Source organism: Paraburkholderia jirisanensis (assembly GCF_054782355.1).
Genome location: NZ_BAAGSQ010000021.1, coordinates 500,023 through 518,761, shown reverse-complemented (window position 1 = coordinate 518,761; position 18,739 = coordinate 500,023). Strand labels below are relative to the sequence as shown.

The window sequence follows — 18,739 nt, the reverse complement described above, 5'->3', positions numbered from 1 at the left end:
CTGGTGGTAGCGGCTGCGCTGACCGCTTCAGCGGCCGATGCGCCGATCACTCGTGAGGCAACTCCAGCCGCCCGTCCGGTGGACGCCCGTCGCAGCGACGCGGTACAATTGGGCCGATTTTTTTGGCCTGCGTGGCAATCAGGAATAAATGACGGCGCAGGTCGTCGCTTTTTTGAGCGCCGCGATTTGAGGCCCTCGTTTTTGAGCCGTTTCCCCTCAAGCCAGGTTACAAGAGCTATGAAAAAATTCGTCGGCAAACATGTCGTGATCGCAGCGTTGTCGGGCATCGCGGCCTTTGCGGCCAGCGCGCAGGCAGCGGATGTCGTCGGCAACGCGAAAGCGGGGCAAGGCAAGGTCGCGATGTGTATCGGTTGCCACGGCATTGCCGATTACCGCACGGCCTACCCGGAGGTCTACCGGGTACCGATCCTCGGCGGCCAGAACGCCACCTATCTGGCCAACGCGCTGCACGCATACAAGAAGGGCGACCGCCACTTCGACACGATGCGCGCCATTACCGCGTCGCTGTCGGATCAGGACATCGCGGACATCGCCGCGTATTACGCAGCGCAAACTGCCACTTCAAAGAACAACCCCGACAAATGACCGGCTGCGCAGCGCTGAAGTCAGTCGCTCGGTCATTTCCTTACGCGGGCCAGGAGAATTCATGAAGAAGCACCCACACGGTTTCAACACGGTGTTCAAGACGGCATGCGCATCACTGGCGCTGGCCGGCTTCGTCGCCGCATCGAGCGCGGCGCATGCGGCGGACGCCTCCAACGGCCAGGTGCTGGTCGAAAACCATAACTGCGCGGCCTGTCACGGCGCGAAGCTGAATAACCCGGTGAGCCCGGAGTATCCGAAGCTGGCGGGCCAGCACTCGGATTACATCTACTGGGCGCTGCGCCAGTATCAGATGGGCACCGGCAACCCGCATCTGGGCCGCAACAACCCGATCATGCAGGCGCAGGTGCAAACCCTGTCGCAAGGCGATATGAAAGACATCGCCGCGTATATCGAATCGCTCAGTGGCGATCTGGTCGAGAAGAAGTAAGCGGTTTTTAGCGCTTTTGCTTGTCTGGATGCGAAAACACCCCGCTGCGGCGGGGTGTTTGTTTTTGGGGCGGGGGTTTTGCGCGATGGGTGGGTGGCGGGATCGCTCGCGGCGGCGTTTTCTGCGCGTTGCTGATACGGCTGGCTTTGTCGTAGTCGCAACCGCAACCGCAACCGCAACCGCAACCGCAACCGCAACCGCAACCGCAACCGCAACCGCAACCGCAACCGCAACCGCAACCGCAACCGCAACCGCAACCGCGAGCCGTAGCCGCAGCCGTAGTCGCAACCACAGCGGTGACCAGTTTGGGTCAGTCGCGTGATGCGCGCCGTTCGATGCGCTGCAAATATGCATCGGTATCGGGCGGCGTATTGGTGCGTTGCGCTTCCCAGATCGTTTCGCCCAGGCACTCCATGATCGCGTGCTGTGCATCGTGCGTCGAGCCCAGTCGCGCTGCCAGCCGCTCGTGTGCCGTACGAATGCCGGGTGGCTGATCGATCGACAACTGCTCGCTGATCGCCAGATGCATCGACAGGTGCAGGAACGGATTGCTCTGCCCGCGCTCGGGTGAATAGTCTTCGGCGGCAGCGGCTTCGGCGTCCTTCAACTGCGCGTGATACTCGGGATGCTCGACGATCCAGTCTGCCGCGATCGATTCGAGCGGCGTCATGATTTCGCCCGCGCGCTGCTTGCGCCAGGTGTCGGTGAAGAAACGTCGGACTTCGTCGCGGCTAGGATTGAACATCGGCAGTGGTGAAAATGGAAAGCGGGGAAGGCGGAGCGGGGTCGCGCAGCGCAAGCGTTGGGCGTTTGGCGTTTGGCGTTGGGCGTTTGACGTCACTCGTCGCGCGCGGTATGACCGTCGCGCCCCGCATGCATGAGCCATGCATTTTACGCTGCTGTCCCGAGCCGTGCCGGCCGCGGCATTGCCGCGCGTGCCCGTCCATTGCGCACGCGCCCGTCACAAATCGGGCGGCGGCGTCTTCGGCCTGAATTCGCACAGCGGTTCGATCGCGCAATGCCAGCATTCGGGACGGCGCGCCTTGCACACATAGCGGCCATGCAGAATCAGCCAGTGATGCGCATCGTGCCGGAACTCGGCGGGCGTGAATTTTTCCAGCGCCGTCTCGACTGCGCGCACGTCCTTGCCGGGGGCGAGACCCGTTCGGTTCGCAACCCGAAAGATATGCGTGTCGACCGCGATGGTCGGCTCGCCAAACGCCGTGTTCAGCACCACGTTCGCGGTCTTGCGGCCGACGCCCGGCAGGCTCTCCAGCGCCTCGCGCGCGGCGGGCACCTCGCCGCCGTACTGGTCGAGCAGGATGCGGCACGCGGCCACCACGTTCTTCGCCTTGGTGCGGTACAGGCCGATCGTCCTGATGTAGCCGGCGACGCCTTCCTCGCCCAGTTCGACCAGTTGCTGCGGCGTATTGGCGACCGGGAACATCTTGCGCATCGCCTTGTTCACCGACACGTCGGTCGCCTGCGCCGACAGCATCACGGCGATCAGCAGTTCGAAGGGTGTCGTGTACTCGAGCTCGGTGGTCGGGTGCGGGTTCAGGCTTTGCAGCGTCTCGTAGATCGCGCGGCGTTTATTCGCGTTCATGCGGGGCGGTCGGCGTTTTAGCGCTTCGGGTTGGTATGGGGAGCGGGCGGCGGGTTGTCGCCGGCTGTCTGATTGGCGGTGCCGGGTGAATTGTTTGATGGACGACTGCCGGATGGCTCACCGCCTTCACTCGCAGCGTCACTCGCAGGGGTGGCACCGGTCGGGCTGCTTGCCGGTTGGTTCGCCTGCGTCGTCTGCGCGCTGTTTGCTTCGCGTGCTTCAGGCGCATGGCGCGTGGGTTGTCGCTCATCGCCCGATTCTTGCAGGCCCGGTTGCGTTTCAATACCGAGCCGCTGGCGGCGTGCTTCCGCGGCATTGATCTGCGCCTGCACGTCGGCGCTGACGTTCGCGGTGTTCTGTGGCGCCTGGCCTTTTGCTGCCAGTTCTTCTTTCTTTTTTCGGGCACGCTCGAGCGCGGCCTGGATGATGGCGCGCTTCTTTGCGTCGGCGTCGTTTACCGGCGCAGATTGAGCGGCGCCGGCGTCAGCGCCTGCCGCGGCGAGCGCGCCTGCTGCGTTTGTGTTTGCGTTTGCTGCATTCGCGTCGACACTTGCGCTCGCCGTTGCGCCGGTGTTTGCATCTGCACCTGCGCTAGCACTTGCACCCGTGCCCGTGCCCGTGCCCGCGCCCGCGCTTGCCGTCGCGCGCCGCGCCGCAGCGCGCGCCTCCGAGGCTTCGCGTTCACGCTCGAGCCGCGCGAGGTGCCGATCGTGACGCACGCGCGCGGCGTCGGCCTGTTGCTGGGTCCACGCATCCCAGCCGGTCGCCTCGCCAGTGACAGGTAGCATCGCGATGCAATCGACCGGGCAGGGCGCAACGCATAGATCGCACCCTGTGCATAGCTCGGCGATGATCGTGTGCATCTGTTTGGCCGCACCGGCGATCGCATCGACCGGACACGCCTGCATGCACAGCGTGCAGCCGATGCACAGGCTCTCGTCGATAAAGGCGACCGGTCGCGGGCGCTCGACGCCGTTGACCGGATTGATCGGAATCACCGGCTTGCCGAGCAGCGCCGCGACGCGCGCGACCCCTTCGACGCCGCCCGGCGGGCACTGGTTATAGTTCGCAGTGCCGTGCGCGATGGCTTCGGCATACGGACGGCAACCGTCGTAGCCGCACTTCGTGCACTGGGTTTGCGGGAGCAGATCTTCGATGCGCTCGGCGAGGGTTTTCGGATCGGTCACGGTGACGGCGTTGGGGCTTCTGCTGCGATTCATCGATGCCGGCGCGGCCGGCACGTTTGCGCATGTGGTTTGAGTTCGGTGTTTCCGGGCGGCCTGGCCGTTGGTGTCGTGCATGCACTGCAGCTTGTTGTTACGCGGCGAGTGTGCGCTGCCGCACACGCCAGACGTCGCTCGGTTCGCGACGCCCATCGACGCCCATCGACATGCATCGACACGCATCACACCGCTGCACAGGCAGCGACAAGGCGCTCGCCGGACCGCGCAAACACCCTGCAAACGCCGCGCAAAACCGCGATGCCGATGCGCGATCGACACGCAGGCCGCGTGCCGCCGACGCGCAACCAGACTCAATCGACGCGCAATCAATGCCCACGCAACACACCACGAACCAGCGACAAATATGCTGCGAATGTGCGCCGCTTCACTGCCGGCCACCCACCCAAGCCACCCGCTACAAGCGCTGCGCGGCTTGCGCGACAAGGCTTTGGCCAAATGCACATTATCGCCGATTTCCCCCATTGCCATTGCCGAACCATGTGCCATAATCGAAGCGCTTTACGAATGACCGCAGGAGGGTGCATCCACCAACCAGCCCGCGCTCATCGCCGTTTTGCAAGGCCAGGCAAAGCCGGCGATGTGATCCGGAATACGCGGCTCACGAAGCACATGCCACCATGAATCAGCCCAAAATCAAAAGAGATCCTGAAGGCACGCGGCGTCGCATCCTGTTGGCGGCGGCCGAGGAGTTTGCCAATGGTGGGTTGTTCGGCGCACGCGTCGATCAGATTGCCCGCCGAGCCGAGACCAACGAACGCATGCTCTATTACTACTTCGGTAGTAAAGAGCAGTTATTCACTGCAGTACTCGAGCACGCATTCAGCGCGCTCACCGAAGCCGATCGCACGCTCGACCTGGCAGGCGTCGCGCCAGTCGAGGCGATGACGCGGCTCGCGCATTTCGTGTGGGATTACTACCGCGATCACCCGGAACTGCTGCGTCTGATCAACAACGAGAATCTGCACGAGGCGCGTTATATGCAGAAGTCGACGCGCATTCGCGAGATGATCTCGCCGATCGTCACGACGCTCGGCGGCATTCTCGAACGCGGCCAGCGCGCAGGGCTGTTTCGCGCGAATGTCGATCCGCTGCGGTTTTATGTGACGTTATCGGGGATGGGGTACTACATCGTGTCGAACCGCTTCACGCTTGAAGCGACGCTCGGCCGCGATTTCAGTACCGCGGCCGAACGCAGCGAGATGGTGCAGATGAATACGGAAATTCTGCTCGCCTACCTGTTGCGTCGCTGATTCGGCGAACTGAGTACCGGCTCTTGAATGCGACAGCGGCCTCATCAAGAGGCCGCTGACGTATTGCGCGCTGCGTTTGGGGCAGCTCAGGTGCTCGAGCGCCTGGGCACTCAGGCTTCGACCTGCTCCTTCTCCTGCTTGCGCGCCTTGTTGTGCTCGAGGATGAAATCGCGCAACTGCGGATAGATGATGGTGCGCCAGCGGCGGCCCGAGAAAATGCCGTAGTGGCCGCACTTCTCCGCGGTGAAGTGGCGCCGGTTTTTAGCCGGAATGCCGGTGCACAGTTCATGTGCCGCGCGGGTCTGGCCGCTGCCCGAGATATCGTCGAGCTCGCCTTCGATGGTGAACAAGGCGGTGTGCTTGATGTCCTGCGGCCGCACCTGTTCGCCGGCAACTTCCCACGTGCCTTCAGCGAGACTGAATTCCTGGAACACCACCTGGATCGTCTGAAGATAGTACTCGGCGGCCATATCGAGCACCGCGTTGTATTCGTCGTAGAAGCGGCGATGCGCTTCCGCGTCTTCTTCGTCGCCGCGCATCAGGCTCTGGTAGAAGTCCCAGTGCGATGCCGCGTGACGTTCCGGGTTCATCGCCACGAAACCGGTGTGCTGCAAAAAGCCCGGATAAACCTTGCGCCCGACGCCCGGATAGTTCGACGGCACGTTGTAGATCACGTTGGCCTCGAACCAGCTCAGCGAATGCTGCGTGGCCAGCGAGTTGACCGAAGTCGGGCTTTTGCGCGCATCGATCGGGCCGCCCATCATCGTCATCGTGCGCGGCGTCTCTTCGCCGCGGCTCGCCATCAGCGCAATGGCCGCGAGCACCGGCACGGTCGGCTGGCACACCGAGATCACGTGCAGGTCTTTCGCGCCGATATGGCGGATGAAGTCCTGGATGTACGCGATATAGTCGTCGAGATCGAACTGGCCGTGCTCGAGCGGCACCATGCGCGCGTCGATCCAATCAGTGATGTACACCTTGTGGTCTTGCAGCAGCGTGCGGACGGTGTCGCGCAACAGCGTCGAATGGTGGCCCGACAGCGGGGCGCATACCAGAACGACAGGTTCGTCTTTCAATTGGGTTACGGCTTCGGTATCATCGGCAAAACGCTTGAAGCGCAGCAGCCGGCAAAACGGCTTTTCGATGATGGTCTGCTCGACGATCGGAATGTTGTGGCCATCCTTCACGATCTGATGCAGATTGAACTCGGGCTTTTCATAGTCCTTGCCGAGCCGGTACAGCAGCTCGTAGCCGGCCGATAGCCGCGTGGCGCCAGGAATGTACGCAAGCGGGCTCGCCGGATTGGCGAACGATTTCGAGGCCGCCTGGGCCCAGGCGGTGAGCGGGCTCAGCAGAGCCCGCTGGAATTCATGAAATTGGTAGAGCATGAGTGCTCCAGCGTTAGCGGTGCGCGGGGCTGCGCGAAAACACGCGTAGCGTCAGGCTGGCCGGATGGGTTGTCAGGGTTGTGAAGGTCCATTAGCGGCCGTCAAACTTGTTCGATGATATCCGGCGGCGCGATGTTGTGCAATGCAACAACGGTGCGCCGTCCCACAATAAAAGCGTGTTATCGATGTGTGGCCGGATGTCATCAGGAAAGTCATCAAGTCATGCTACAGGCGTTGGCTCGGCGCCCGTATTCAGTGTGCCAGCGGAAGGCCCATGGCCGTTGTGCGGCGGCTGTCCGGTGGCCTTGGCCATTTCCTGCTCGTGCTTCATCAGATTGAGCCCGGTGTGAACCAGCGCAACATGGGAAAACCCTTGCGGGAAATTGCCGACCAGGCGGCCCGCCACCGGGTCGTATTCTTCGGCGAGCAACCCGACGTCGTTGGCGAGCGACAGAAGGCGTTCGTACATCTCGCGCGCTTCGGCTACGCGCCCTTGCAGGGCGAGGTTGTCCACCATCCAGAACGAACAGGCGAGGAAGGTTCCCTCACCCGGTGGCAGCCCGTCGTTGAATTCGGTCGTGCGGTAGCGCATCACGAAACCGTCATGCATCAGCTGTTGTTCGATTGCGACGACGGTGCCGGCGATGCGCGGATCCTTCGGCGGCAGAAATCCGAGCAGCGGCAACAATAGCACGCTTGCGTCGAGCTCGCTGCCACCGTAAACCTGCGTAAACGCGTTCAGTTCGGCGTTAAAGCCCCGCGCGCAGACATCCGCGTGAATCCGCGCGCGCATTTCGCGCCAATGGTCGATCGGTCCGGGCAAGTCGAACATTTCGGCAGACCTGACCACCCGGTCGAACGCCACCCACGCCATCACTTTCGAAAACGTGAAATGCTGGCGGCCGCCGCGCGTTTCCCAGATGCCCTCGTCGGGTTCCTGCCAGATGTTCTCGAGATGCACGAGCATCGCGCACTGCACGTTCCACGCCGTTTCATCGGCCTGCAGGCCGCCGACGCGCGCCAGATGCAGCGCGTTCATCACTTCGCCGTACACATCGAGTTGCAGCTGGCCGACCGCGTTGTTGCCGACCCGCACCGGCTTCGCGCCCTGGTAGCCGGGCAGCCAGTCGATTTCGATCTCGGGCAGGCGCCGCTCGCCGGCGAGCCCATACATGATCTGCAACTGCTCGGGCGAGCCCGCCATCACGCGGCCGAGCCACGCGCGCCATGCGCGCGCTTCGTCGTAGTAGCCGCCGCGCATCATCGCGAGCAGCGTGATGGTTGCATCGCGCAACCACACGTAGCGGTAGTCCCAGTTGCGGGTGCCGCCGAGCTGTTCCGGCAGCGACGTGGTCGGCGCGGCGACGATGCCGCCGGTCGGCTCATACGCGAGTGCTTTCAGGGTCAGCAGCGAACGTTGGATCGGCCCGGCATAGCGGCCCTCGACGGTGCTGCGCGCGGACCACTCGGCCCAATGGTTTTCGGTGCGCGCGAGCGCGGTGAGCGGATCGTGCGCGGGCGGGATGCGCAGGTGCGATTGCGAGTAGGTGAGCGAAAACGGCACGCGCTCGCCTTCGGATACGTCGAATTCGGCGACCGTGCGCATGTTCTCGCCTTGCAGGTCGACCGGCGTGCGCAACGTGACGGTATCGGGACCGACGATCGCCTTGATGCCGTTTTCGTGCGCGAGGCGGCTCACCCACGGCACCGAGAAGCCGTAATCGAAACGCAGCACCAGCTCCATCTTCATCCTGACGGTGCCGCGCCGGCCGACCACCACGCGGATCAGCTCCGACCAGCCGTTGCCGGGCGGCATGAAGTCGATCACGGTGACGGCGCCTTCGGCGGTTTCGAAGTCGGTTTCGAGGATCATCGTTTCGCCGCGATAGCGGCGCCGGCTCGGGCTCGACTGTTCGGCGCACGGGCAGATCAGCCAGCGGCCGTGATCGGGCGTGCCGAGCAGGGCGGCGAAACATGCGCCGGAATCGAAGCGCGGCCAGCATAGCCAGTCGACCGAACCGTTGCGGCAAATCAGCGCGGCCGTGTGACCGTCGCCGACGAGTGCATAGTCTTCAATAGGAGCGGGCATGGGATCAAAAATGGACAGAGGGAGAACAGGCGCGTAAAAAATACGCGCGACAGCATGCCGTCTGAATCTCAGACGTTGATATTACCGGACCCGCGACTGCCGGACCCGTGCGCTTCAAATTGATTCCGCGCGGCAGCAGAAATTGAGTATTGGCGTGGTTCGTTTTGCCTGCTTACAATCAGACCTTCTGGACGTGTCATGTGACAGGCAGCCCGTTCGCGTCCGCCCGTACCGCCATGTGCACAACGTGCAGTTTCGAGGATGAAAGCCATGCTGAACCCGTCGAAATCCGATTGCATCACGATCCTGTCCGCCGCCAGCGAGTTGACTGACGGCACACTTCTACCACTCGACAGCCGTACGCTCGGCCTGTCCCGCAACGGGATGGAAACCGCCGCCGCGTTTCTGGTCGAGCGTGCGTGCTTCAAACGTTATAGCGAAGCTGACGGCCATTATGCCGTCGGCGGTCTGTCGCTGCAGGGCAGACTGCGTCTGGACCAGCTGTCGAACGGTTGAGCGCTGTGCCGGACGCGTTTCGCTTATCTGAGCCGGTTACCTGTCTCGCCTGTTTGCTGCAGCGCTCCGCGCAAGCGGGGCCTGCCACACGAGTAACCGCGAATCGCGCGGCACACGCATAACCGTATCAGCGGGCTCTATCGCATAACGTTCGCGAGCCATCGGCCGTGCGCTGTACGCAATGCGTGCAGCGCGAGCGGCTGTGCGCGTCGTGCAAACCGTGTCTATCTCACACGTCGCGCACTTCGCGCATCTCGACACGCGGGTCACTTCATGCCGACCAGCCCCATCACGCCGATGATGATCAGGTACAACGCGACGATGTAGTTGAGCAGACGCGGCATCACGAGGATAAGGATGCCGGCGATCAGCGAAACGAGCGGGCCGAGACTAAGCGTAACGTTCATGAAGACTCCGTGGTTTGAACAGGTCTCGACGAGACCGACTGCGCCACTGTCTTGCGTAGCCGCCGACATGGGCCGGCCTTGCGCATGACTGGGCGATTCTTTGCGACACTTCTATACTTGCGGCTTCAACCGCGGTTACGACTGCGGCTACAACTGCGGTTATAACGACAACGAGACATCTCAGGCACGCCTTCATGGCCGCGCGTGGCAGACCAGCGACACCACAATAACCGAACAAACCCATGTCAGGAGGTCGTCATGCACCGTCGCCGACAGCGTCTGCCCACACTGCATCTCGCCGCACCGCATCTACCCCGACCGCATTTACCCCAACGTTTGACAGCCTCGATAATAAAGGGTCTCGCACTGATGGTCATGGCAACCTCCGCACTTGCACAAGGGCCTGCCGCCGCACCGGCAGACGGCGTCTACGATCTGCTGGTCGGTACTTATACCGGGCCGCGCAGCGAAGGCCTCTACGTGTACCGCTTCGATACGAAAACCGGTGCCGCGACGCGCATCGGTTCGGCGCGTACCGTCAACCCTTCGTATCTGGTCGCGAGCCGCGACGGCCGCTTTGTGTACGCAGTCGAAGAGCTGCCCGGCGATAACGGTCCGGCTTCGCAGCGCGGCGGCGTCAGCGCGTTCAGCTTCGACGCGAAGAGTGGGCAACTTGCGTTCCTGAACAAGGTTTCGTCCGAAGGCAACGATCCGTGCTACCTGAGCATTTCGCCGGATGGCCGCTATCTGACCACCGCGAACTATTCGGTCGCATCGGACCCGGGCGGCAGCTTCGCGGTATTTCCGCTGCAGGCGGACGGCCATGTCGGGGCGGCGGTGCTGAGCGTGCATCACGACGGCAGCGGCCCGGTGAAAGGGCGGCAGGACAACGCGCATGTCCATTCGACGGTGTTCTCGCCGGACGGCCGTTATCTGTTCGCGCAAGACCTCGGCGCGGACAAGCTGTACTCGTACCGCTATACGCCGGATGGCAGCCGCGGCCTGATCGGGCCGACCGAGCGCCGCTACGTCGACGTGAAGGCGGGCTCGGGGCCGCGTCATCTGGTGTTCGGCGCCGACGGCAAATACGCGTATCTGACCAGCGAGCTGGCAGCGACCGTCACCGTATTCCGCTACGACGACGGCACGCTGCATCAGCTGCAGGTGGTGCCGATGACGAAGCCAGGCTTCAAGGGCGAGGTGGGCGCGGCAGCGATTCACGTGTCGCCGGACGGGCGCTTTGTGTACGCGAGCAACCGCGGCGATGCCAACGAGATCGTGATCTACGCGGTCGACGCGGCCAACGGACATCTGCGCGAAGTCGGGCGCCAGTCGAGTCTTGGCAAGGCACCGCGCGAATTTTCGATCGATCCGACCGGGCAATGGCTGATCGTCGGCAATCAGAATAGCGATACCGCGTATGTGTTTCGCCGCGATGCGCAAAGCGGCTTGCTCGACGCGAAGCCGGCGCGCATCGAGATCGGCGCGCCGGTGGACTTCAAGTGGGTGTCGCCGTCGTAGACACGGTGGGCTGCGCGGGTCGGTCGGCGCTTAGTTGCCCCTTAGGTGCTCCTTAGTTGCCCCTTAGGTGCCGCGCGCGGCCGGATTACTCCGCCGGCCCCGGCGCGAGTACTTCCCGGCTGCCGTTGATACCCATCGACGACACCAGTCCCGCCGCCTCCATCTGCTCGACCAGCCGCGCCGCGCGGTTATAGCCGATCCGCAGTTGACGCTGCACCGCCGAGATCGACGCGCGCCGCGTGCGCACGACGAACGCGACTGCCTCGTCGTACAGCGGGTCCGCTTCGGCATCCGGCGCATCGCCGAACAGGTCTTGCGGCGCGCCGTCGCCGCCGGTGGGGCCGTCGAGAATGCCTTCTTCGTACTGCGGCTCGCCGAACTGCTTCAGATGCTCGACGATGCGATGCACTTCCTCGTCGGCGACGAACGCGCCGTGCACACGCTGCGGGTAGCCGGTGCCGGGCGGCAGGAACAACATATCGCCCTGGCCCAGCAGCGACTCGGCGCCCATCTGGTCGAGAATCGTGCGCGAATCGATCTTCGACGACACCTGGAACGCGACGCGAGTCGGAATGTTCGCCTTGATGAGGCCCGTGATCACGTCGACCGAAGGACGCTGGGTGGCGAGAATCAGGTGAATGCCGGCGGCGCGCGCCTTCTGCGCGAGCCGTGCGATCAGCTCTTCGATCTTCTTGCCGGCCACCATCATCAGATCGGCAAGCTCGTCGATCACGACGACGATCATCGGCAGCGGCGACAGCGGCTCGGGGTTCTCCGGCGTCAGCGAGAACGGATTGCCGATCTTCTTTTCATGAGCGCGCGCATCGCGGATCTTCTGGTTGAAACCCGCCAGATTGCGCACCCCGACCGCGGACATCAGCCGGTAGCGCTTTTCCATTTCACCGACACACCAGTTGAGCGCATTGGCCGCGAGCTTCATATCGGTGACGACCGGCGCGAGCAGATGCGGAATGCCTTCATAGACCGACAGCTCGAGCATCTTCGGATCGATCATGATGAGGCGCACGTCTTCCGGCGTGGCCTTGTACAACAGCGACACGATCATCGCGTTGATCGCCACCGACTTGCCCGAACCGGTTGTGCCCGCAACCAGCATGTGCGGCGCCTTGGCGAGATCGGTGACGACCGGATGGCCGATGATGTCCTTGCCCAGCGCGATCGTCAGCTGCGATGTGGAATTCTGATAGACGCCGGCCTCGAGAATTTCGGACAGGCGAATCGTCTGGCGCTTCGCGTTCGGCAGTTCGAGGCCCATACAGGTCTTGCCGGGAATCGTCTCGACCACGCGGACCGACGTCAGGCCGAGGCCGCGCGACAGGTCCTTCATCAGCCCGACGATCTGGCTGCCGCGTACGCCGAGCGCGGGTTCCACCTCGAAGCGCGTGATCACCGGGCCCGCGGACGCGCCGACCACGGTCACCGGCACTTTGAATTCCTGCAGCCGCTGCTCGATCAACTGGCTGGTTTCGGCGAGTTTTTCGTCGGAGACGGCTTCGACTTCGTTCGACGCGCGCGCGAGCAGGTCGAGGCTCGGCAACTCGATCTGCGACGCGGCGGGCGCGTGGAATTCGAAGCTGGTGGGGGCGTGGCCGCGCAGCGGGCGAGGGGCGGTGGTGGGTTCTGGCGGTGGCGGGGTGGGTTCGGCGATGCCGATGCTGCTGCTGTCACCTATGCCGCTGCCGCTGCTGTCGGGTACGCCGCTGTGGTTGCTGTCGCCGTTGTCGTTGCCGTTGCCGCTGTTTGCGGGTTGGACTGCGGATGATTGCAGGTCCGTGATGGTTGCGCTCGGGGCTGGGGTGGCCAGCGGATGCGGTTGTATGTCTGCGGCTGTGGTTGTCGTTGCATCCGCGTCTGCGTTCGCAACTGACGTTTCGAGTGTGTGTGCCGTAGGCGTGGACGCCTGTTCGAGCATGTCGTGCGCGGTGCTGTGCACCGTGAGTGAAGCTGGCGTGCCAGGGAAACGCACGACGTTCGATAGGGCAGGGGTGTCCGGCGTCTGCCGGATGTCGCTGTCTATGGTGCCCGGGTTGACGACATGCAGCCTCGGCGCGGCGTGAGGCGTGCCATTTCCGTCGGCCGGCGTGCTTACGCTCGGCACGTGCTGCGCCGATGACACCGGGTGCGCGGCGACCAGCTCGTCATTGACAGCGTCCTCCCAAGGCGGAATCGCGGCGGACGTCTTCGGATCGGCTGCGTGACTTGTACCAGTTGCGTTCCCGGATGCGGATGGGCCTGTGGCTTCGCGGGTTGCAGCGGCCGGGTCTGCGGACGTTTGGGCTACGACGTTTTGCGCCGGTATGTTTGCCGTGACGGTGGCCGCGATATGCAGTGCGGTCGGGAACGCGTGCGCTGCGAACTGTTCGCCGGATGGTTGCGACTGGGCTGCGGCGAGCGCAGGGAGGTCGGCAGGCGTAACGAACGCAGGTGCAGCCGGTGCGGACGTGTGATGTTCGGTCGACGGCGGTGCCGGCTGCGTTGCGGGCGATGCCGTCGGCGCAGATGCTGCGGGCGGAATTGATGGCGCAGATGCGGCGGGCAATGCGGATGCCGCCGGTGTTGTCGCAGGCTCTGGCGTGCCGCTAACCGGATCGCGCTCGGCAGGTAACGGGGGGAGTGCTGGGGGCAGTGCCGGGTGCAGTGCCCGGCCGTCATGCACTTCGGGCGGCGGTACATCGTTCGGTGCTGCGGATGTCGATAGCGGCGGCGTGCTTGCTGTGACCGGACTTTGTTGCTGTGTCTGCGCGTTCTCGTCGGACGTGGGGGATGCGGCGGTTGCCTGTGACGGAGCGGTTGCCTGTGACGGAGCAACCGCCTGCAAAGGGACAGCCGCCTGCAAAGGAACCGCCGCCTGCAAAGGAACCGCTGCCTGTGAGGGATCCATCACAGGCAGCGAATCCGCCGCCAACCCGGCAACATCTTCCGCCGGTTCCACCGCATTCGGTGCTCCGGGTACCAGCGCTTCATCACCTTGCACACTCGCCGCGCCCATCGCATCGCCTGCGACTTTCGCGGGTTCCCCTTGACCACGCCGCGCGAGGCTGGCGCCTGCGAGCGTCGTCCAGCGCGCGGTGTTTTCTTCGATGCTGCGCAGCGTTTCCCGTACGCTCGGAGCCGGTTCGGTGTGCGGCGAGCCTGGTGCGGGCCGCGCGTAGGCCGGCGCCGGTCTGTGCGCAGTCGTGCCGCCAACCGGAGCGGGCGGGCGAGTAGTTTGTGCCGTAGGCACCTGCTGTCCGTGTCTCATGCCCGCCGGCTGAGCGGGCACAGACCGCGCCGGCGCGTTGCGTGTCGCATTGACCCCGCTGCTGCGCGCTGCTGCAGCGGCAACCTGTGCGGGCGCTGTCGCGCTGCGCACCGGAGCGGCCGGCATGGTCGGCGCGGCTGCTGCACCGCGAGCCGCAGCGTGTCCCATTGTCGACAGCCCCGGTTGTGACGCCGCTTGCGACGCATGCGAAGCCGCAGCCACAGCCGCGGAGCCGGTCGCCAACCCTGCCACACCTGCATTCGGTCCGGCATGGCCAGGCCGGTTTTCGCGCATTGTCCGCTCGCGCGGCTTACCTGCTTCGCTTTCTGCCCGCAACCATCCGGCGGGCGCGGTCGGCTCAGCCTGCGACCAGGCGGCCGGTTGCTGCGTGGGTACGCGCGCCGTCGCGCCGGCGCCGCCCGCGGCGGCTTCACCCCGAGTTGCGCCTGCAGGGCCGCCTGCGCCTGCCGCTGTTCCTGTCGCTACACCTGCCCCAGCCGCTGACGATGCGCCTTTGCCACGCGTCGGAGCCTGCGGACGCCACACGGTCGGGCGCGCATAACGCCCATTCGAGCGAGGCGTCATCGCACCGGCATGATGCGTCGCCTGCGCAGCTGCCGCCACGTCGTTCGAACGCCGGCCGCGAGCTTCTTCGTGATGGGGTTTGCCCAGACGCGGCAGCCCGAGCCCGAACGTCGCATCGGCCCAGGCGGCTGCCCGCGTCCAGCGAAAGCCGAGCAGCCAGGGCAGGCTCACTACCAGCAGCACGAGCATGGCGAGCGGCGTGCCGAAGTGTCCGAGCACATGCCCGAACAGCCCGGCAAGCGCGTGACCAACATGATCGACCCCGTCGAGATTCAGCAGCGACGCCTCGAGCGTGCAACTGGCCACGAGTACGCAGACAAAGCCAAGCCACAGGCGGATCGTGCCGGGCCCACGCAAGCCGGAGCCGCCCGGCAGCATGGCTCTCGCAAGGCGCCAGAAAAGAGGGAGAAACCAGACCGTCGAGCCGCCGAACCAGCTGAGAACTACCGTATGCATGCTCTACACATCAACGAATGACAGACGCGCCCGGCACGAGCGCAACTTGTCGAGTTTAAACTGCAGCAACACTGCACCGCGAAAGCCACGAGTCTCATGCGCCACCGCATCAAGCGTGAGCCGCATTGACGACAACATGAAGACAGCCGCCGCGCCTGCGTTCATTGGCCATGGCGAGCGAACGTCAAGGTGTCCCCGTTTGCGACGATCAGCTGCAGTTGCTGCGGCGGCTGCATTTGCACGCCACTGCGCTCGACGTGCGCAAGGGCGTCGAGATACGCCGGCTCGAGCTCGCCGGCCGCGCCGGCACATGCCATACGCGTGCTCGCCAGCGGGCCGAAGCTGAGTTTGCCGTCGCGCAGCAGATACGTGCCGGTGAAACGGTTGCAGCCCGAATAACCACTGGCGAGCCGCTGGCCATTGGCAGTCGACAGCGTCAGGGTGAGCGCTTGCCCGTCGTCGCCGTGCGGCACCGTGCGCGCCGCGCCCCCTGGCTGGGTCCAGCCGGTGAGATCCCAACTCGTGTTGTCGAGCAGCTGCGTCGCGGCGGGGTTGAACGGATCGGGCGGCGGTGCGTTCGCGTCGAGGTGCTTCGGCATCGTGCACGCCGCGCACAACAGCGCGGCCGCGGCGAACGCGAAGGCGCCGCGCGGCAGACCTGCGTGCAGGGAACCCGCTTGAGAGAAGCGGCTCCGCGCAGAGCCATCGTCAAGCGCAGCGCTGCGCGGTGCATGCGCGTGCGACGCAAAACCGTTCTGCGCGCCCGCGCTCTGAGCATGCGCACTTCGCGCCGCCGCGCCGCAGACGCGGCGCGCCAGCCCGGCAGTGTGCGAGGCGGCAACGGACGCAGCGCAAGCAACGGCTGCGGCAGCGCGGCCGCGAACCGCTGCAAGCAGATACGCAACGCATCGCGCGGCGGACGTGGAGACCATGGCGTCGTTCCTGTTGAAACTGGCGAAGGCGTAAGGGTAACGCACTACGCTTGCAGCACGCGAGCGCGAAAACGCGCGCGGCGCGCCGCCCACAGCGGCTGCGTGGGGGCTAGCCTCTGCCGAATGGCTAACGGAGGCCAACCCGTGCGGGCGCTGGGGTCGCGCATGTTAACATCGCCGCAGTCATTGATCCACCTTCGCGTCACACGCGTTATTTCTCCGGAGCTTTCATGCAGATCGGCCAACGTATCGGCACACCGCTTTCCCCATCGGCCACGCGCGTCATGCTGCTCGGCGCGGGCGAACTGGGCAAGGAAGTGATCATCGCGCTGCAGCGGCTCGGCGTCGAAGTGATCGCCGTCGACCGCTACCCGAATGCGCCCGGCCACCAGGTCGCGCACCGCGCGCACGTCATCGACATGACGGACGCATCCGCGTTGCGCGCACTCGTCGATAGCGAACGGCCGCATCTGATCGTGCCGGAAATCGAAGCGATCGCGACCGACGCGCTCGCCGCAATCGAAAGCGCCGGGATCGCCGAAGTGATCCCAACGGCGCGCGCCACGCAACTCACGATGAACCGCGAAGGCATCCGGCGCCTCGCCGCCGAAGAGCTCGGCTTGCCCACCTCGCCGTATGCGTTTGCCGACTCGCTCGACGAGCTGAAGGCCGGCATCGCGAAGGTTGGCTACCCGTGCGTGGTGAAGCCGGTGATGTCGTCGTCAGGCAAGGGGCAGTCGGTTCTGAAAAGCGACGCGGACGTCGAGCCGGCATGGCAGTACGCGCTCGCCGGCGGCCGTGTGAATCACGGGCGCGTGATCGTCGAGGGCTTTATCGATTTCGACTACGAGATCACACAACTGACGGTGCGTGCGATCGACCCGGCGAGCGGCGCGACGCAAACCTGTTTCTGCGATCCGATTGGCCATCTGCAGGTGGCGGGCGATTACGTCGAGTCGTGGCAGCCGCAGCCGATGAGCGCAAAGGCGCTCGAGCGCTCGCGTGACGTTGCACACAAGGTTACCGAGGCGCTCGGCGGCCGCGGCCTGTTCGGCGTCGAGCTGTTCGTGCGCGGCGACGACGTCTGGTTCTCCGAAGTGAGTCCGCGGCCGCACGACACGGGGCTCGTCACGCTGGCGTCGCAGCGCCTGTCGGAGTTCGAGCTGCATGCGCGCGCGATTCTCGGCCTGCCAGTGGATACCGCGCTGCGCGCGCCGGGCGCGTCGGCGGTGATCTACGGCGGGCTTGACGAAGCGGGCATCGGGTTTGAAGGCGTGGCGCAGGCGTTGGCGGTGCCCGATGCGGACCTGCGTCTGTTCGGCAAGCCGGAAAGCTTCGTGAAGCGCCGCATGGGCGTCGCGGTGGCGAGCGGCGCAAGTATTGATGAAGCCCGCTCGCGCGCGAAGCAGGCTGCGGCAGCGGTGCGGCCCGTGTCGTCCCGATAACGCGTCGCCGCGGTTCGGCACGAGCCGCGGCGCAAGCAACGCAAGCAACGCAAGCAACGCAAGCAACGCAAGCAACGCAAGCAACGCAAGCAACGCAAGCAACGCAAGCAACGCAAGCAACGCAAGCAACGCAAGCAACGCGCACTCCGGTCGCCGGCTAACCGGTCTGCATCACGAAGCAGGTCCAGCATCAAGCGAGGGATTCGATGAACAGGTGTCTGACTCGAATCAACATGGCCATCGCGCTGTCCGTGGCACTCGGCGGCGCAGGCTATTCAAACACTGCCGATGCCGCGCCCCCGCGCTTCGGCGAAGCGCAGCCGCGGCACCCGCGCACGCAGAAATACACCTGCGCGACCGGCAAGATCCTGCAGGTTACCTATCTGTCCGCCATCAATGGCCAGAGCTTCGCGATCGTGCCGGTCAAGGGTCGGCCGATGCTGTTCGTCAATACGCTGTCCGGCTCCGGTGCCAAATACCAGGCAGGCAGCTACACGTGGTGGACCAAGGGCCCGCGCGCCGACCTCTACGATCTGATGACGGGCCCGGACGCGCCGCCTGTCGTTGCCGACTGCGTGACGATCATCCGCTGAGCGACACCTTGGGCGCGAGTCCCCGCGCCAACCACACGCCAACCACAACGCGAAGCCCAGTCATCACCCAGTGCCAATGGCCGCACAAATCCCACCCGACAAACTCAGGCCTCAGCCCAACGAGAATCCCGGCCCAATCCCATCTCAAAATCAAGCGCACCGGGTTTTTCTCTATTCACACCCATTCAGATCGCTTTAAAAGCGCTGTCATTAATACTGCGTAATCGGTAGTTTAGGCATATTTACCGTATGCCTATGCATTTTGATTTTGGAGTTAAAAAAATATAACCAGGACACCCTTGCGGCAAAAATAAGTTTGTATATGCTGATGAAAGCCGTTCAAGTTGATAACAAAGGTCTACGAGAGAGCGTATCAATCTGGGGGTCGTCA

The 18,739-nt window shown here is 64.4% G+C and carries 15 protein-coding genes; 7 read left to right on the top strand and 8 right to left on the bottom strand.

The window, feature by feature from the left end; genetic code table 11:
- Positions 1 to 237: 237 nt before the first annotated feature.
- Complete coding sequence (locus tag ACYVNQ_RS11470) at positions 238 to 606, top strand: c-type cytochrome (RefSeq protein ID WP_460902591.1); 369 nt, start codon at positions 238 to 240, stop codon at positions 604 to 606.
- A gap of 61 nt (positions 607 to 667) precedes the next feature.
- Entirely contained in the window at positions 668 to 1,054 is a 387-nt protein-coding gene (locus ACYVNQ_RS11465) for a c-type cytochrome (RefSeq protein ID WP_460902590.1), read from the top strand.
- 310 nt (positions 1,055 to 1,364) lie between these two features.
- On the opposite strand, the gene ACYVNQ_RS11460 is transcribed toward ACYVNQ_RS11465, so the two are convergent.
- The 3 genes from ACYVNQ_RS11460 to rsxB all read right to left on the bottom strand — a co-directional run bounded on the left by ACYVNQ_RS11460 (position 1,365) and on the right by rsxB (position 3,880).
- The gene (locus ACYVNQ_RS11460; RefSeq protein ID WP_460902589.1) at positions 1,365 to 1,799 is read right to left on the bottom strand and encodes a DUF1841 family protein; all 435 of its coding nucleotides are present in this window, start codon (positions 1,797 to 1,799) and stop codon (positions 1,365 to 1,367) included.
- 216 nt (positions 1,800 to 2,015) lie between these two features.
- On the bottom strand, positions 2,016 to 2,660 hold the full coding sequence (gene nth, locus ACYVNQ_RS11455; protein ID WP_460902588.1) for an endonuclease III: 645 nt from the start codon (positions 2,658 to 2,660) through the stop codon (positions 2,016 to 2,018).
- Positions 2,661 to 2,677: 17 nt separating this feature from the next.
- On the bottom strand, positions 2,678 to 3,880 hold the full coding sequence (rsxB, locus tag ACYVNQ_RS11450; RefSeq protein ID WP_460902587.1) for an electron transport complex subunit RsxB: 1,203 nt from the start codon (positions 3,878 to 3,880) through the stop codon (positions 2,678 to 2,680).
- A gap of 641 nt (positions 3,881 to 4,521) precedes the next feature.
- Here rsxB and ACYVNQ_RS11445 point away from each other — a divergent pair.
- Positions 4,522 to 5,154, top strand: a complete 633-nt coding sequence (locus ACYVNQ_RS11445; RefSeq protein WP_460902586.1) for a TetR family transcriptional regulator — start codon at positions 4,522 to 4,524, stop codon at positions 5,152 to 5,154.
- Positions 5,155 to 5,264: 110 nt separating this feature from the next.
- On the opposite strand, the gene ACYVNQ_RS11440 is transcribed toward ACYVNQ_RS11445, so the two are convergent.
- Together ACYVNQ_RS11440 and ACYVNQ_RS11435 are read right to left on the bottom strand one after the other, a co-directional pair.
- A complete protein-coding gene (locus ACYVNQ_RS11440) occupies positions 5,265 to 6,542 on the bottom strand; it encodes a polyhydroxyalkanoate depolymerase (protein WP_460902585.1) in 1,278 nt (425 codons plus the stop codon).
- A gap of 220 nt (positions 6,543 to 6,762) precedes the next feature.
- Complete coding sequence (locus tag ACYVNQ_RS11435; RefSeq protein ID WP_460902584.1) at positions 6,763 to 8,631, bottom strand: glycoside hydrolase family 15 protein; 1,869 nt, start codon at positions 8,629 to 8,631, stop codon at positions 6,763 to 6,765.
- A gap of 270 nt (positions 8,632 to 8,901) precedes the next feature.
- Between ACYVNQ_RS11435 and ACYVNQ_RS11430 the strand changes: the two genes are divergently transcribed.
- Positions 8,902 to 9,147 (top strand): hypothetical protein, encoded by a 246-nt coding sequence (locus ACYVNQ_RS11430; RefSeq protein WP_460902583.1) that lies wholly within the window; start codon positions 8,902 to 8,904, stop codon positions 9,145 to 9,147.
- A gap of 266 nt (positions 9,148 to 9,413) precedes the next feature.
- On the opposite strand, the gene ACYVNQ_RS11425 is transcribed toward ACYVNQ_RS11430, so the two are convergent.
- Positions 9,414 to 9,554, bottom strand: coding sequence for a DUF3096 domain-containing protein (locus ACYVNQ_RS11425; RefSeq protein WP_460902582.1), 141 nt, complete (start codon positions 9,552 to 9,554; stop codon positions 9,414 to 9,416).
- 369 nt (positions 9,555 to 9,923) lie between these two features.
- On the opposite strand from ACYVNQ_RS11425, the gene ACYVNQ_RS11420 reads away from it, so the two are divergent.
- Positions 9,924 to 11,075, top strand: coding sequence for a lactonase family protein (locus ACYVNQ_RS11420; RefSeq protein ID WP_460902581.1), 1,152 nt, complete (start codon positions 9,924 to 9,926; stop codon positions 11,073 to 11,075).
- An 85-nt stretch (positions 11,076 to 11,160) separates the two neighbouring features.
- Here the strand turns inward: ACYVNQ_RS11420 and ACYVNQ_RS11415 are convergent, their stop codons facing one another.
- Positions 11,161 to 15,378 (bottom strand): FtsK/SpoIIIE family DNA translocase, encoded by a 4,218-nt coding sequence (locus ACYVNQ_RS11415; protein ID WP_460902580.1) that lies wholly within the window; start codon positions 15,376 to 15,378, stop codon positions 11,161 to 11,163.
- Between the two features lie 161 nt (positions 15,379 to 15,539).
- Positions 15,540 to 16,046, bottom strand: coding sequence for an META domain-containing protein (locus ACYVNQ_RS11410; RefSeq protein ID WP_460902702.1), 507 nt, complete (start codon positions 16,044 to 16,046; stop codon positions 15,540 to 15,542).
- 494 nt (positions 16,047 to 16,540) lie between these two features.
- Between ACYVNQ_RS11410 and purT the strand changes: the two genes are divergently transcribed.
- Together purT and ACYVNQ_RS11400 are read left to right on the top strand one after the other, a co-directional pair.
- Positions 16,541 to 17,755: a formate-dependent phosphoribosylglycinamide formyltransferase gene (purT, locus tag ACYVNQ_RS11405; protein WP_460902579.1), complete on the top strand. Its 1,215-nt coding sequence runs from the start codon at positions 16,541 to 16,543 to the stop codon at positions 17,753 to 17,755.
- Positions 17,756 to 17,988: 233 nt separating this feature from the next.
- Positions 17,989 to 18,348: an MliC family protein gene (locus ACYVNQ_RS11400; RefSeq protein WP_460902578.1), complete on the top strand. Its 360-nt coding sequence runs from the start codon at positions 17,989 to 17,991 to the stop codon at positions 18,346 to 18,348.
- Positions 18,349 to 18,739 lie beyond the last annotated feature (391 nt).

Coding starts and splice junctions, on each gene's coding strand:
- ACYVNQ_RS11415 (WP_460902580.1), bottom strand. CDS start 15,378: ATGCATACGGTAGTTCTCAGCTGGTTCGGCGGCTCGACGGTCTGGTTT.
- nth (WP_460902588.1), bottom strand. CDS start 2,660: ATGAACGCGAATAAACGCCGCGCGATCTACGAGACGCTGCAAAGCCTG.
- ACYVNQ_RS11420 (WP_460902581.1), top strand. CDS start 9,924: ATGGTCATGGCAACCTCCGCACTTGCACAAGGGCCTGCCGCCGCACCG.
- ACYVNQ_RS11400 (WP_460902578.1), top strand. CDS start 17,989: ATGGCCATCGCGCTGTCCGTGGCACTCGGCGGCGCAGGCTATTCAAAC.
- ACYVNQ_RS11440 (WP_460902585.1), bottom strand. CDS start 6,542: ATGCTCTACCAATTTCATGAATTCCAGCGGGCTCTGCTGAGCCCGCTC.
- ACYVNQ_RS11470 (WP_460902591.1), top strand. CDS start 238: ATGAAAAAATTCGTCGGCAAACATGTCGTGATCGCAGCGTTGTCGGGC.
- ACYVNQ_RS11435 (WP_460902584.1), bottom strand. CDS start 8,631: ATGCCCGCTCCTATTGAAGACTATGCACTCGTCGGCGACGGTCACACG.
- ACYVNQ_RS11460 (WP_460902589.1), bottom strand. CDS start 1,799: ATGTTCAATCCTAGCCGCGACGAAGTCCGACGTTTCTTCACCGACACC.
- ACYVNQ_RS11425 (WP_460902582.1), bottom strand. CDS start 9,554: ATGAACGTTACGCTTAGTCTCGGCCCGCTCGTTTCGCTGATCGCCGGC.
- ACYVNQ_RS11465 (WP_460902590.1), top strand. CDS start 668: ATGAAGAAGCACCCACACGGTTTCAACACGGTGTTCAAGACGGCATGC.
- ACYVNQ_RS11430 (WP_460902583.1), top strand. CDS start 8,902: ATGCTGAACCCGTCGAAATCCGATTGCATCACGATCCTGTCCGCCGCC.
- ACYVNQ_RS11445 (WP_460902586.1), top strand. CDS start 4,522: ATGAATCAGCCCAAAATCAAAAGAGATCCTGAAGGCACGCGGCGTCGC.
- rsxB (WP_460902587.1), bottom strand. CDS start 3,880: ATGAATCGCAGCAGAAGCCCCAACGCCGTCACCGTGACCGATCCGAAA.
- purT (WP_460902579.1), top strand. CDS start 16,541: ATGCAGATCGGCCAACGTATCGGCACACCGCTTTCCCCATCGGCCACG.